9 protein-coding genes are annotated in these 14,485 nt (G+C 69.6%); 3 read left to right on the plus strand and 6 right to left on the minus strand.

The genetic code is table 11. The features are described 5' to 3' along the window. The first annotated feature begins 171 nt into the window (after positions 1-171). Entirely contained in the window at positions 172-4,452 is a 4,281-nt protein-coding gene (locus tag ACP4E5_RS13995) for a S8 family serine peptidase (protein WP_425828530.1), read from the plus strand. Positions 4,453-4,501: 49 nt separating this feature from the next. Here ACP4E5_RS13995 and ACP4E5_RS14000 read toward each other — a convergent pair whose 3' ends face one another. From ACP4E5_RS14000 to ACP4E5_RS14020, 5 genes are all read right to left on the minus strand, one after another. Continuing rightward, complete coding sequence (locus ACP4E5_RS14000) at positions 4,502-5,845, minus strand: MFS transporter (protein WP_425828532.1); 1,344 nt, start codon at positions 5,843-5,845, stop codon at positions 4,502-4,504. 115 nt (positions 5,846-5,960) lie between these two features. Then, on the minus strand, positions 5,961-7,724 hold the full coding sequence (locus ACP4E5_RS14005; protein ID WP_425828534.1) for a sulfatase: 1,764 nt from the start codon (positions 7,722-7,724) through the stop codon (positions 5,961-5,963). Then, positions 7,721-8,290: a PadR family transcriptional regulator gene (locus ACP4E5_RS14010; protein WP_425828536.1), complete on the minus strand. Its 570-nt coding sequence runs from the start codon at positions 8,288-8,290 to the stop codon at positions 7,721-7,723. The genes ACP4E5_RS14005 and ACP4E5_RS14010 overlap by 4 nt, the downstream gene beginning before the upstream one ends. A 223-nt stretch (positions 8,291-8,513) precedes the next feature. Continuing rightward, positions 8,514-9,842 (minus strand): class I SAM-dependent RNA methyltransferase, encoded by a 1,329-nt coding sequence (locus tag ACP4E5_RS14015; RefSeq protein ID WP_425828538.1) that lies wholly within the window; start codon positions 9,840-9,842, stop codon positions 8,514-8,516. A gap of 121 nt (positions 9,843-9,963) precedes the next feature. Then, positions 9,964-12,009, minus strand: a complete 2,046-nt coding sequence (locus ACP4E5_RS14020; RefSeq protein ID WP_425828540.1) for an APC family permease — start codon at positions 12,007-12,009, stop codon at positions 9,964-9,966. A 270-nt stretch (positions 12,010-12,279) separates the two neighbouring features. Here ACP4E5_RS14020 and ACP4E5_RS14025 point away from each other — a divergent pair, with 270 nt between their 5' ends. Together ACP4E5_RS14025 and ACP4E5_RS14030 are read left to right on the plus strand one after the other, a co-directional pair. Next, positions 12,280-12,951, plus strand: coding sequence for a potassium channel family protein (locus ACP4E5_RS14025; protein WP_425828542.1), 672 nt, complete (start codon positions 12,280-12,282; stop codon positions 12,949-12,951). Continuing rightward, positions 12,951-13,622 carry a potassium channel family protein gene (locus ACP4E5_RS14030; RefSeq protein ID WP_425828544.1) on the plus strand — a complete coding sequence of 224 codons (672 nt, stop codon included), beginning with the start codon at positions 12,951-12,953 and terminating at the stop codon, positions 13,620-13,622. The genes ACP4E5_RS14025 and ACP4E5_RS14030 overlap by 1 nt, the downstream gene beginning before the upstream one ends. Positions 13,623-13,697: 75 nt before the next feature. On the opposite strand, the gene ACP4E5_RS14035 is transcribed toward ACP4E5_RS14030, so the two are convergent. Continuing rightward, positions 13,698-14,483 carry a DUF3159 domain-containing protein gene (locus tag ACP4E5_RS14035; protein ID WP_425828546.1) on the minus strand — a complete coding sequence of 262 codons (786 nt, stop codon included), beginning with the start codon at positions 14,481-14,483 and terminating at the stop codon, positions 13,698-13,700. Positions 14,484-14,485 lie beyond the last annotated feature (2 nt).

Raw genomic sequence — 14,485 nt, forward strand, 5'->3', positions numbered from 1 at the left:
GCTACTCGCCACGGGTCGGGGCGCGCATCTGCGTACGAGCGTGGCGATTTGGCGCCTTGTCATATACCCGCCACGCATCTCCGGTGCGGGACGCCGCCTCGCTAGGTAGACCCGTCACCACGGCCTCCGGTGATCCCCCGGAGGTCTTCCGCGTCGCCCGAGAGGCCACCCATGCCACGCTCCGCCACCCGCCGCAGAAGACGGTTCACCGCCGTCGTCCTGGCGGCCGGCCTGACCGGCTCGCTGCTGAGCCTGTCCGCCCTGCCCGTCCAAGCCGCCGATGTGCCGCACCCGTTGGGCGCGCCCGCGCCCGACTCCCCCAAGAAGGCGCTCACCTCCGACAAGGACAAGCTCGGCTCCCACGACCGGACGCTGCTGCAGAAGGCCGAGAGCCGCAAGAAGCGCACCGTCACCGTCATGCTCGCCACCGGCGAGGGCGGCACGAAGGCCCTGCGCGCGAAGATCGCGGACCTCGGCGGCCACGTCGGCAAGGCCGACGACAAGCTCGGCTACGTCCGTGCGACGGTGCCGACCGGCAAGGTCACCGCGCTGGCCGCGCTCTCCTCGGTGCGTGCCGTCGACCTGAGCGAGACGTACAAGATCCCGGACCCGTCGCCGGTCACCGCCGCGGACACCAAGGCCGCCAAGGCCGCTGGGAAGACGGGCTCCCCCGCCCCGGCCGCCCCCGGCAAGGACACCCCGGCCGACAACCCGTATCTGCCGGTCGCGGACACCGGCGCCGCCTCCTTCACCGCCGACCACCCCACCTGGGACGGCCGCGGCGTCACGGTCGGCATCCTCGACACCGGCGTCGACGCCTCCCACCCGGCGTTGCGGACGACCACGACGGGTGAGCCGAAGATCCAGGACTGGGTGACGGCCACCGACCCGGTCACCGACGCCGACCCGACGTGGCTGGAGATGAACCTGAAGGTGACCGCGAGCGGCGGTGCCTTCACGTCCGGCGGTGTCACCTACTCCGCGCCCGACGGCGACTACGAGTTCCGGCTGTTCGACGAGGACACGACGTACAGCAGTGAACTCGGCGGCGACGTCAACCGCGACGGCCACTACAAGGACCGGTTCGGCGTCCTGTACCGGAAGTCGGATCACCGGATCTGGGTCGACGCCGACCTCGACCGGAAGTTCACCGACGCCGACGTGGTCGAGCCGTACGCCAAGAGCGGCAAGTGGGGCACCTTCGGCACCGACGACCCGAAGACGGCGGTCGCCGAGTCGATGCCGTTCACGGTCGAGTACCGCGACGGCGTGGACCTCTCCGCGCGCGGCGGCACCAGTGTCGGCAAGAGCGCAGACTTCGTGAACATCGGCATCGTCTCCGGTTCCCACGCCACCCATGTCGCCGGAATCACCGCAGGTCACGGGCTGTTCGGCGGGAAGATGAACGGCGCCGCGCCCGGCGCCCGCATCGTCTCCGAGCGGGTCTGTCTCTTCGCCTCCGGCTGCACCTCCTACGCCCTCGCCGAGGGAATGATCGACGCCGTGGTGAACAAGGGCGTCGACGTCGTCAACCTCTCGATCGGCGGGCTGCCCGCGCTCAACGACGGCGACAACGTGCGCGCGGTCCTCTACAACCGCCTCATCGACGAGTACGGCGTGCAGATCGTGTCGTCGGCCGGCAACGACGGCCCCGGCATGAACACCGTCGCCGACCCTGCGGTCTCCGACAAGGTGCTCGCAGTGGGCGCCTCCGTCAGCAAGGACACCTGGTGGGCCGATTACGGCTCCCAGGTCAAGGACCGTCAGTCGCTGTTCCCCTTCTCCTCGCGCGGTCCGCGCGAGGACGGCGGCATGAAGCCGGAGGTCGTCGCACCGGGCGCCGCCGTGTCCTCCATACCGACCTGGATGCCGGGCGAGGGCGTGCCGGACACCGGCTATGAACTCCCGCCGGGCTACGGCATGTTCAACGGTACGTCGATGGCCTCGCCCCAGGCGGCGGGAGCCGTCGCCCTACTCCTCTCGGCGGCCTCGCACTCCGGCGTGAAGGCGTCCCCTGCGGCCCTGCGCACCGCCCTGACCAGCTCGGCCGAGTTCCTCGACGACCAGCCGGCGTACGCACAGGGCGCCGGTCTGATCTCCGTCCCGGCGGCCTGGAAGCTGCTGGCGAAGAACGCCGAGCCGACCGCGTACGACGTGAAGGCCCCGGTGTGCGGTGCGCTCGCCGGGCTGCTCCCCACCCCCAAGTCCGGCGCCGGCGTGTACAATCGCTGCGCGCCGGGTGACGGCGGGCAGGAGCTCAACCGTCCCCGGACGTACGCGGTGCAACTGACCCGCACCGGCTCCGGCAGCGGTACGGCCCAGCTGTCGTGGCTGGGCAACGACAGCACGTTCAGCGCGCCGCGCAGCGTGGCGCTCGGCGAGGGCGAGGCCACCACGGTCACCGTCCGGGCCCAGGCGAAGTCCACCGGCGCCCACTCGGCGCTGCTGCGCGTGGACGACCCGGCCACACCGGGCGTCGACCGGCTCGTCCCGGTCACCGTCGTGGCCGCCGCGAATCCGGCGAAGCCGTCGTACGCCGTGTCCGCCAAGGGCAGCGTGGACCGCAACGCCACCCGCTCGCTGTTCGTCGCCGTACCCGAGGGCGCCTCGGCGCTCACCATGGACCTGTCGGGCGTCGCCGACGACAGCCAGGCGCGCTTCCTAGCCGTCGACCCGCAGGGCATGCCGGTGGAGGACACCGCCGTCAGCCGCTGCTACACCCACTTCTCGGACACCAAGGACTGCGCCACCGACACCCGTACCTACGAGCAACCGATGCCCGGCGTCTGGGAGTTCGAGGTGGAGGCACGGCGCACCTCCCCGGCCCTGGAGAACCCCTACAAGCTGTCGGCGACCGTGCTCGGCGCACAGCTCGACCCGGCGTCCACGGTGGTCGACGAGGCGGCGCTGCACTCCCCGGTCGAGCGGACCTACACAGCCGTCAACCGCTTCGCCCCGGTGACCGCGCACGCGGTGGGCGGCGGCGTCGGCGCACTCTCCGAGGCCCACCCGACCCTGGCCGACCAGCAGATGACGGGCAAGCAGATCGCGGTGCCGCGCGACGCGACGCGTCTGGAGGTGAACCTCGGCAACGCCTCCGACAAGAACGCCGACCTCGACCTGTACCTGATCAGCCAGTCCGGCGCCCTGATCGCCTCCTCCACCAACGGAGGCGCCCGCGAGTCACTGACCCTCAAGGACCCGGCCCCCGGCTACTACCTGATCTACGTCGGCGGTACGGACATCCCCTCCGGCAGCACCACGTTCGACATCCAGGACACCCTGTTCTCGAAGTCGCTCGGCTCGGTGACCGTGGACGACGCGAAGCCCGTCGCGCTCGCCCCGGGCAAGTCCACGAAGATCCGTGGCCGCCTGGTCCCGGACGTCGCGCCACCGGCCGGCCGACGGCTCGTGGGCCGGTTCTCGCTGGCGACGGAGAAGGGCACCACGCTGGGCAGCGCCGACGTCCTGCTCGGCAAGGTCACCCAGCCGCAGGCGGACGTCACCGCCTCGTTCGGGCCCGCGGTCGGGTTCGCCCTCGACGACAGCGGACGGGTCGTTGGCTCCCAGCAGGTCTCCAGCGTCACCCGGCCCATCCGCTGGTCACCCGACAGCGGTGTCTCCCTGCTGGGCAACTCCGGCACCGGCACCGGCTACGCGCTGGGCCAGAGCGCGAAGAACGGTTACGCAACAGGCCAGTTGACGGTCGACAAGGTCACCCATGCCGCCTTCTGGAACGCGGACGGCGACCTCACCACGCTGCCGCTGCCCGACTGGGAGGCGTACACCTTCGCGCGCGGCTTCGCCGTCAACAGCGAGGGCACGGTCGTGGGCAACGCCACCGGGTACGTGAAGGACCCGGCGACCGGCCGCAACATCACCGTGAACGACCCGTACATCTGGACCGCGAAGGACGGCTACCGCAAGCTCGCCCACCTGACGGCGAGCCGGTCCCAGACCGAGCCGCTCGCCCTCAACGACGCGGGCGTAGCGGTCGGCCACTCCTCCAAGGACGGCAAGCGGCGCGCGGTGCGCTGGAACACCGACGGCACGATCACCGACCTGGGCACGCTCCCGGGCATGACCGACAGCTACGCCGAGTCGGTCAACTCCTCCGGCACGATCGTCGGCACCAGCGGCGACGACGCCTTCGTCCTCGCACCGGGCGGCACGATGACCCGGCTGCCCGACTTCGGTTTCGACGCCAAGGCGCTGAAGGTGAACGACGCGGGCTGGATCGTCGGCACCGCCGAGACCGCGCCCGACACGACCACGGCCGTGGTCTGGGACCCCGAGGGCCGGATGTACGACCTCAACGCGATGGTCGACACCTCCCACTGGATCCCGACCGAGGGCATCGGCATCAACAACCGTGACCAGGTGGCGTTCTACGCCACGGACGTGAAGGACGGAGGGACGACGAAGATCGTGGTGGCCGGCCTGCCCGGCTGATCCTCGCGCAGGTACCGGTTGGCCGTATGACTGTCCTCGCCCGATGCGATCAGGCGCTGCGCCCGAGCGCCTGATCACGTCGGGCCTCCAGCTCCCGCTGGACACGGGCCACGTCATCGGCGTACGAGCGGTAGAGGAGTGTCAGGAACGCGCCGTTGATCAGCATGAGGATCACCAGGGCCCACAGGAAGACCGTGCGCAGGCCGACGGCGTCGCCGAGGAAGCCGGCGCCGAGGCTGAACGCGGCCCAGGCGATCGCCTCGAAGATGGAGACGTAGAGCGCGAAGGCGGCGCCCCGCAGCTCGGGCGGGGTGATGGCCATGACCATGGGGCGGTTGACGCTGGGGTTGACCCCCTGCATGGCGCCCATGAGGGCGAAGAAGATGCCGAACAGGGCGATGCTGCCGTAGTCGAACTGTGTGCCGAGGAAGGCGACGAGCGCGAAGACCAATTGGGCCGCTTGCAGGACCGCGACAAGTCCGTGGCGCGGGCTGCGCCGGGTGGCCCAGTCGGCCGCGACGCCGCCCAGCAGCGTGCCCAGGAAGTAGCCGATGCCGAAGGGCAGCAGCACGATCGACGCCTCCTGCGTGCTGAAGCCGTACTCGTCCACCAGGAACACCACCCCGAAGGCGCCCACCAGGAGATGGCCCGAGAGGAGTCGTGAGACGAGGAGGATGACCAGGCTGCGGGTCTTGAGCAGCGAGAGCGCCTTGTCCCAGGTGAGCTTCGAGTGGGCGTCCCGCGTGGCGCGGTCGAGATCGGCCAGTTGCTGCTCGGCCGCTCCGCGCCCCGGGTCGCGGAACCAGATCCAAAGGGCGATGCCGAGCAGGATGTTGAAGGTGCCGATACCCCACAGGCCCCAGCGCCAGCCCTCGTCGACGCCGGCCAGTTGCCCCTGGAGCGGGCCGACCCCGGCGCTGACCAGCGAGACCGCGCCGTAGACCAGACCGACCGCGCGGCCGCGGGACGATCCGCCGAAGAGGTCGCCGATCACCTCGGTGATGACCGGATGGGCGGCGGCGTAGCCCGCCGCCAGGACGGTGTAGAGGACGAGGAGTTGGGCGAAGTTCTGTGAGAAGCCCGCGGCGATCCCCCAGACTCCCCACAGCCCGGTGGCCACGACGAGGACGCTCTTGCGCGACCAGCGCTGCGCGGCCCACACCCAGAAGGGGCCGGTGAACGCGCCCACGATCTTGCTGGAGGCGGTCAGTATCCCCAGGGCGCCGAGCGAGACCCCGAGGGACTGCCGGATCAGCGGGAACAGGCTGCTGACCAGGCTCGCCTCCGTGCTGTCGACCAGCAGGGTGCCGCCGAGCAGGGACAGCTGCCGCCAGCGCCCTTCGATCCGGGCCTCGGCTGTGGCCATGACGGTGCTCTGGTTAAGCTCGGTCATCGGGCCCTCTCGTTTCTCCGCGATTTTCTTGGCGGGAGATCGGCGGGGAGGTGGAAGGCCGACTGCCGGTGACGGGGCTGCAACCCCGTCACCGGCTCAAGCGGCCGCGGCGGGCTCAGAGTTGTGCGAGTTCCTCGGCGACACGACGGAGACCCGGCACAGGGAACATCGCTCCCGCCATAGCGGCGGCGTCGATGAGCGGTGTGGCGCCGAGCATCTGAAGGAACTCGGAGTCGACGACACCGGGCAGGTGCCTGCGCAGCACTTCGACGGCGACCGGGTCGGAGAGCAGCGCCTTGAGGGGCGTACGCAGTGAGAGGCGTCCCTGTGGGTAGTCCTCGGCGCGGGGCAGCGGCAGAGCGGACCGTTGCGCCTGTTCACGCTGGGAGCGGAGCAGCAGGTGATGTTGTGTCACCGGCCCCTCGGCGGGCAGCCCGAGGCGTTCGTACTGGCTGGGCGGCGCGTCCTCGGCCCGCATCAGCTCCACCAACAAGGTGGCCATGCGCAGTTCGGCGTCGTCGTCGATCAGGGGCGTGCTCTGTTCGGGGTCGGTCTCCAGGTCGAAGAGAAGCGTGCCGTGGTGGTAGGGGTTGACCAGGGTGCGGCCGGGCACGCGCACGGTGCGGACGTTCTTGGTGAAGGTGAACGGCTCGGCCAGTTCGAGGTCCACGAGTTCGGCGGGCGAGAAGCGGCCCCGCATGTGCGTCGGCATCAGCGTGTGCTCGTACAAGGGCGCGTTGTCGGGCGAGGCAGGTGCCCGCATGTAGACGTACCGGCCGTCGGTGACGTTGACGTGCCCGCCGTGCATGCCGAAGAGACCCGCCTCCCGTACGGGGGTGTCCTCGGCGATCGGCAGCGGCTCGCCCCGCATGTCGCGCGGGCGGGCGACGCCGAAGAACTCGAGGAACGTCGGGGCCAGGTCGACGGTCTGTACGAGTGCCTCGTGCCGGACTCCGGCGGTGGCGGCGCGCGGATCCCAGGCGAACAGCGGCAGATGGACGAGTTCGTTGAACCACGGCTGGACGCTCTTGCCCCACCAGCCCTTCTCGCCGAGCAGCAGTCCGTGGTCGGTGCAGACGATCAGCAACGTGTCGTCCCACAGCTCCAGTTCGTCCATGGTGTCCAGGACGCGGCCCAGCGAGTGGTCGCACATCGACAGGAGGGCCGCGTACTCGAACCGGCCGTGCTCGACCTGGTCGTCACTCTCCACGACCCGCTTGTAGTCGGGCCAGTCGAAGTGCGGTCCTTCGTAGTCGTGCGGATAGAGGTCCTTGTACGGCTGGTGGCTGAAGAACGGTTCGTGCGGGTCGAAGGTCTCGATCTGGACGAACCAGCGGTCGGCGTCCGCGTTCGTGCGGACGAACTCCAGACCGGCGTCGAAGGTGAGGGTCTGTGGGTGCCGGTCCTCGGTGGCCATGTGGGGGCGGTTCACCCAGTCCTGACGGTAGACGTCGAAGCGCATCCTTTTCAGGTCCTCGGGTATGACGGGGTCGGCGACCTGTCCCTTCCACGGGTCGCCCTCCTGACCGCGGAAGAACTCCCAGGTGTTGTAGCGGCCGTGGTAGGTGGCGCCGCCGTCCTCCCAGTAGTGCGGGTGGTCGCTGACGAGATGGGTGTAGACGCCGTTCTGCTTGAGCAGTTCGGGCATGGAGTCGTCGAACGGCTCCAGCGGCCCCCAGCTGCGGTGCAGGAAGTTGTGCCGCCCGGTATGGATCTCGCGGCGGGCCGGCATGCAGGGCATGGACCCCGCGTACGCGTTGTCGAAGGTGACGGACCGTTCGGCGAGCCGGGCGAAGTTCGGCGCGTGTGTCCAGTCGGCCCCATACGGCGGCAGCATGTGCCGGTTGAGGCTGTCGAACATCACCATGATGGCCTTCATCGAACGGGCTTCCCTTCCGTCAGGCTGCGCCGGGTCTCTTCCAGCCAGTCAACCCAGCGGTCCACGGCCGCCGCCCCGAGACGGTGCAGCGCGTTGTGGATCTGCAGGTCCAGCTCCTGGTCGAGTCCGGGCGCCGGATCCTCGTAGCGCAGGGTGCGATCGCGGTTCCGGTTCTTGGCGATCTGCTTGCGGCGGTGTTCGAGTTCGGTCTCGACGAGCCGGATCGCCGCCCCTTTGTCGAGCGGCGCCGCGACGCTGAACCGGGCGATGAAGTCGATCTCCTGGAAGCGGCCGGGCGGTTCGTAGGGCGAGCGCACCCACTCCAGGAGGACCTCGCGGCCGCGCGGCGTGAGCCGGTACGTCTTGGCGTCGGGACGGCCCTCGCGCGCGTCGACCTCATGCCGCACCCAGCCGTCCGCCTCCATCTGCCCGAGCTTGCGGTAGATCTGGCTGTGGTGGGCTCGCGCCCACAAGAACTGCCCCTCGGTCTCCAGCCACTTGCGCAGGTCATAGCCGCTGTAGGGACAACGGGCCAACAGGCCCAGCAGGACGTACTCGAACTTCACGGGCGCGGACTCCTCCGGACGAGCATTGGCTATGTGCAACTTCACCTATGTGTGAATGCATATACTCGCGTGCCGGAGACGTCAATGGATGTTGCACGCCGACCGTGCGCCGGTTGCCGCCGACTTCTCGTGCAGCGTGGGGTACAGACAGCGTGGGATACAGAACGGCCCCGAACACGTTGGTCCGGGGCCGTTCGATCACGTGGAATGCAAGGCAGTCAGGTCAGCGACCCTTCTCAGCAGGCTCAAGAATCGCGACGCACTCCACATGATGCGTCATCGGGAACAGATCGAACGCCCGCAGCGTCCGCACCCGGTACCCGCCCTCCTGGAAGTACCCGATGTCCCGCGCGAGGGCGGCCGGGTCGCAGGCCACGTACGCGATGCGGCGCGCGCCGAGCGTCGTGAGGTGGGTGACCGTCTTCTTGCCCGCGCCCGCGCGCGGCGGGTCCAGGACGATGAGGTCGACCTCGGAGATGCCGGTGCGCGGCAGGACCGCCTCGACCTTGCCCTGCTCGATGCGGACCCGGTCGAAGGACTCGAGGTTGTGGCGGGCGTCCTCGACCGCGCGCTTGCCGGACTCGATGCCGAGGACCGCGCCCTTGTCGCCGATCCGGTCCGCGAGCGCGCCCGCGAACAGGCCGACGCCGCAGTACAGGTCGAGCGCCATGTCGCCCTTGCGCGGCAGCAGGCCCTGCATGACGGCGCGCATCAGCGTGTCCGCCGCCTTCGGGTGCACCTGCCAGAAGCCACCGCTGCCGACCCGGTACGTACGGTCGTCGGCGCGCTCGCGCACGAAGGGGCGGCCGTGGACGCGGTGCACGCCGCCGTCCTTCTCCTCGACCCGCATGACGGAGACGGGCTTGTCGAGCTCGACGATCGGCAGGCGCGCGCCGGGCTTCGGGGCGAGGATCACCTGGCGGTCCTGCGAGCCGCTCGCCGCGATCGCGTCGACCGACTCCATGCCGGACCAGTCGCGCTTCTCGATGCCCAGCTCGGACACGCCCTGGGCGGCGATCATGCAGTGCTCGATCGGCTCGACCTCGTGCGAGCGGTGCCGGCGCAGGCCCGCGTTGCCGTCGGCGTCGACCGCGTACTGGACGCGCGTGCGCCACTGCGGGACCTCGCCCGGCGGGAGCTTGTCGCCCTCGGCCGGCATGACCGTGCCGTCCCAGCCGGCCTCCTCGGGCGTGAGGCCCGCGAGGCGCTGCAGCTGCTCGGCGATGACCTCGCCCTTGAGGCGGCGCTGCGCGCCGGGCTTCGCGTGCTGCCAGTCGCAGCCGCCGCAGCGGCCGGGCCCGGAGTACGGGCAGGGCGCCTCGACGCGGTCCTTGGACGCGTCCAGGATCCGCACGGCGTCGGCACGCAGGAAGCGCGCGCCCTCCTCGCCCTCGGTCACCCGGGCCACGACCCGCTCGCCGGGCAGCGTGTGCCGGACGAACAGCACCTGACCCTCGGACGTACGCGCGATGCAGTGGCCGCCGTGCGCGACGGGGCCGACCTCGACCTCGTACTCCTCCCCCACCAGTGACGTCGTCGGTTCTGCCTGCATGGCGGGGGCTCCAGTACGTAAGGGGGAAATCTTGGGCGTCGCGGCCACGGAAAAGCGACCGGACAACAACCGACCAGTTTACGTGGCTGTCGCCCGGTCGCTCACCAGGGCACGGTCCCGACTACTTGGAGCTGGGCTCCTTCGGGCGCTTCTCGACCGGACCGCGTCGCACGGCACCCGGCGCGCTCCACTCGGACCGCCTGCGGGCCCGCTTCTTCGCGGCCTCGGAGGACTCCAGCTGGTACGGGACGGAGGTCACCATGATCCCGGGGGTGAACAGCAGCCGGCCCTTCAACCTGAGCGCGCTCTGGTTGTGCAGCAGGTGCTCGTACCAGTGGCCGACCACGTACTCGGGGATGATCACGCTGACCGCGTCGCGCGGGGACTCCTTGCGGAGGCTCTTGACGTACTCGATGATCGGCCGGGTGATTTCCCGGTACGGCGAGTCGAGAACCTTGAGCGGAACGTCAATACCTCGACGCTCCCACTCCTCCCTCAAGGTCTTCGTCTCTACTGGATCAACATTGACGCTCAGGGCCTCAAGCGTGTCCGTACGCATCAACTTGGCGTACGCGAGCGCACGCAGCGTCGGCCGGTGGATCTTCGACACGAGCACCAAGGAGTGCACGCGCGAGGGGCGCACGCTGTCGTCCGTCGGGGTCTCCGGGGCGGCGATCTCCTCGGCGACCCGGTCGTAGTGCTTGCGGATCACGGTCATCGTCACGAAGAAGATGCACATGCCGAGCAGCGCCACCCACGCGCCGTGCGTGAACTTCGTGAGGAGGACGACCACGAGGACCATGCCGGTCAGGAACGCGCCGAACGTGTTGATCGCGCGGGAGCGGATCATGTGGCGGCGCTTGGCGGGGTCCCGCTCCGTGGCGAGATGCCGGTTCCAGTGCCGCACCATGCCGATCTGGCTGAGCGTGAACGACACGAAGACGCCCACGATGTACAGCTGGATCAACCGCGTCGAGTCGGCCCCGTAGATGACGACCAGGAGGGCCGCCGCACCCGCCAGCAGCACGATGCCGTTGGAGAACGCGAGGCGGTCGCCGCGGGTGTGCAGCTGGCGCGGCAGGTAGCGGTCCTGGGCGAGGATCGAGCCGAGCAGCGGGAAGCCGTTGTACGCGGTGTTGGCGGCGAGGAAGAGGACGAGGGCGGTGGCGGCCGCGAGGATCAGGAACATGAAGCTGCCGCCGCCGAAGACGGCCTCGGCGACCTGCGAGATCACCGGGTCCTGCACGAAGCCCGAGCCGACCGCGACGCCGTTGTGGATCAGGTCCTTCGCCGGGTTCTCGGCCATCCGCACATCGGTCACGAGGGCGAGCACGATGATGCCGCAGAACATCGTGACGGCGAGGCCGCCCATCAGCGCGAGCGTGCTCGCCGCGTTCTTCGACTTGGGCTTGCGGAACGCCGGCACACCGTTGGAGATCGCCTCGACGCCGGTGAGCGCCGCACATCCGGAGGAGAAGGCGCGCAGCAGCAGGAAGACGAGCGCGAAGCCCGCGAGTCCCTGGTGCTCCGCCTTGATGTGGAAGCCGGCGGTGGGCGCGTGCATGGCGTCACCGAGGACGAGCCCGCGGAACGCGCCCCAGGCGATCATGATGAAGACGCCGGCCACGAAGACGTACGTGGGAATGGCGAAGAGCTTCCCCGACTCCTTCACCCCGCGCAGGTTCATCAGGGTGAGCAGCACGATCACGACGACCGCGCACAGCACCTTGTGCTCGACCACGAACGGGATCGCGGAGCCGAGGTTCTCGATGCCGGACGAGATCGACACGGCCACCGTCAGGACGTAGTCGACGAGCAGCGCGCTCGCGACGGTGAGCCCGGCCTTCGGCCCGAGGTTGGTGTTCGCCACCTCGTAGTCGCCGCCGCCGCTCGGATAGGCGTGGACGTTCTGGCGGTAGGAGGCGACGACCGTGAACATCAGCACCACGACCGCGACCGCGATCCAGGGGCTGAAGTGGTACGCCGACACGCCCGCGATGGAGAGGACCAGCAGGACCTCGCCGGGCGCGTAGGCCACGGAGGACAGCGGGTCGGAGGCGAAAACGGGGAGAGCGATGCGCTTCGGCAGGAGCGTTTCTCCCAGCCGGTCGCTGCGCAGTGCGCGCCCGATCAAGATCCGTTTGGGCACGTCGGTCAGTTTGGACACGGAGAGGATCGTAAGCGTTCGAACGGGGGGTCGCCCACCCACCACCCCCATTCAGCTTCGTGCTCTGCGCCACGCCTTCGACGATCTCGCCGCCGACGCGGAGGAGGAGTTCCCTTACAGAGCCGATACGGTGGTCCCGAGCGCGAGCCGCACAGCAGCCCGCATCGTGCCCGAGATCGAGCCGCACCGGCTGGACCATCCCGCGAGAGAGAGCCATGAGCAGGACGTTTACGCAGGTCAGAAGGCCTATGAGGAGTGCGGGGTAGGGCCGTGCATATCGTGATCATGGGCTGTGGCCGAGTAGGGTCCCAACTCGCCCAGACCCTGGAGCAGCAGGGCCACACGGTCGCCGTGGTCGATCAGGACCCGACGGCGTTCCGTCGTCTGGGTTCGGGTTTCGGCGGCCGTCGCGTCACCGGAGTCGGTTTCGACCAGGACACCCTGCGCGAAGCGGGCATCGAGGAGGCCGGCGCCTTCGCCGCCGTCTCCAGTGGTGACAACTCGAACATCATCGCCGCGCGCGTGGCGCGCGAGATGTTCGGCATCGAGAACGTGGCGGCGCGTATCTACGACCCCCGCCGCGCGGAGGTCTACCAGCGCCTCGGAATCCCGACGGTCGCCACGGTCCGCTGGACCGCCGACCAGATGCTGCGGCGCCTGCTGCCGTCCGGCGCCGAGCCGCTGTGGCGCGATCCCACCGGGGGCGTCCAGCTCGCCGAGGTGCACGCGTCGGAGTCCTGGATCGGCCAGAAGATCAGCCGCCTCCAGGAGGAGACGGGCGTACGCGTCGCGTTCCTGACGCGGCTCGGCGAGGCGATCCTGCCGACGTCGCAGACGGTGTTGCAGGAAGGCGACCTCGTGCACGTGATGATGCGCACGGACGACGTCGAGAAGGTCGAGGCGTCGTTCGCCGAGGGCCCCGACGAGGAGGGCGGTCACTGATGAGGGTCGCCATTGCCGGAGCCGGGGCGGTCGGCCGCTCGATCGCGGGCGAGCTCCTGGAGAACGGTCACGAGGTGCTCCTCGTCGACAAGGCGCCGACGGCCATCTCGGTCGAGCGCGTGCCGCAGGCGGAGTGGCTGCTCGCCGACGCCTGCGAGATCACCTCCCTGGACGAGGCGGCGCTGCAGCGCTGCAACGTGGTCATCGCGGCCACCGGCGACGACAAGGTCAACCTGGTCGTCTCGCTGCTCGCGAAGACCGAGTACGGGGTCCCGCGGGTCGTCGCCCGCGTCAACAACCCCAAGAACGAGTGGCTGTTCAACGAGTCGTGGGGCGTGGACGTGGCCGTCTCGACGCCACGCCTCATGTCGGCGCTCGTCGAAGAGGCGGTCAGCGTGGGCGATCTCGTCCGCCTGCTCCGCTTCAGCCACGGCGACGCGAACCTGGTGGAGCTGACGCTCCCGGAGGAGTCGGCCCTGGCCGGCACGCGGGTCGGCGACGTCCAGTGGCCGCAGGACACGTCCCTGGTGACGATCATCCGCGGCACCCGCGTCCTGGCCCCCACCCCGGAGGACTCCCTGGAGGCGGGCGACGAGCTGCTGTTCGTCGCGGCGCAGGCGCGCGAGGAACAGCTGGAGGACCTGCTGTCGGTGCGACGCGAGGACGCCTGACGCGTTGAACGAAGGCGGCGGCCCCGAGCGAGATGCTCGGGGCCGCCGCCTTTGTCGTTCAGTGCCGTACGAGGATCAGGCCTCGCGGCGGTGTCGCGCGCGGCCGCCCTCGGCTCGGGACTCCTCCGCCTCCTCGCGGTCGGCCTTCTTCTGGCGATCCGCCTCCTCCATCTCCGCGAACACGTCGATGGGCGCGGGCGCCTTCGCGAGGAACACCCAGGTGAGCCACACGGCCAGCAGGAACGGCGGGATCTTCAACGCGACGAGCACCCAGCCGAATTGAGTGTTGGCCGAGTCCGTGTCCGCCCAGAAGTACATCGGGAACAGAATCGCGCACTTGGCCAGGAGGATGAGCCCCCAGGCCCAACTCGCCTTCGCGTACGCCTTCTTGCGGCCCGGATTGCGGGTGCGCCAGGACAGGTTCTCCTTGAAGACGGGCCCGAGGATCAGGCCGATCAAGGGAACGCCGCACAGCGTCGTGATGATGTACGCGAGCGCGAGCCCCAAGGTGTAGAGCATGCCCGGCAGATAGAAGTCCTTGGCGTTGCCCGTCATCATCGCGAAGACGACACCGAAGGCGACACCGAAGACGCCGCTGAAGGCGTGCTTGACGGTGTCCTTCATGACGAGACGCACGGCGACCATGACGAGGGACACCGCGATCGCCGCGATGGCCGACATGTGCAGGTCCTTGTTGACCGTGAAGATGCTCACGAAGAGGAGGCCGGGCAGAACGGTCTCCACCATGCCCCGCACGCCGCCGAAGGCCTCGAAGAGTGCGGCCTCGGTCACGGACTTGTCCGTCACGGTGTCCTGGTCGACTCCGGGTTCACGATCGGTCGGCTTGTCGAGGGACGTCACCG

The sequence above is a fragment of the Streptomyces fractus genome (genome assembly GCF_049844455.1).
Classification (GTDB): domain Bacteria; phylum Actinomycetota; class Actinomycetes; order Streptomycetales; family Streptomycetaceae; genus Streptomyces; species Streptomyces fractus.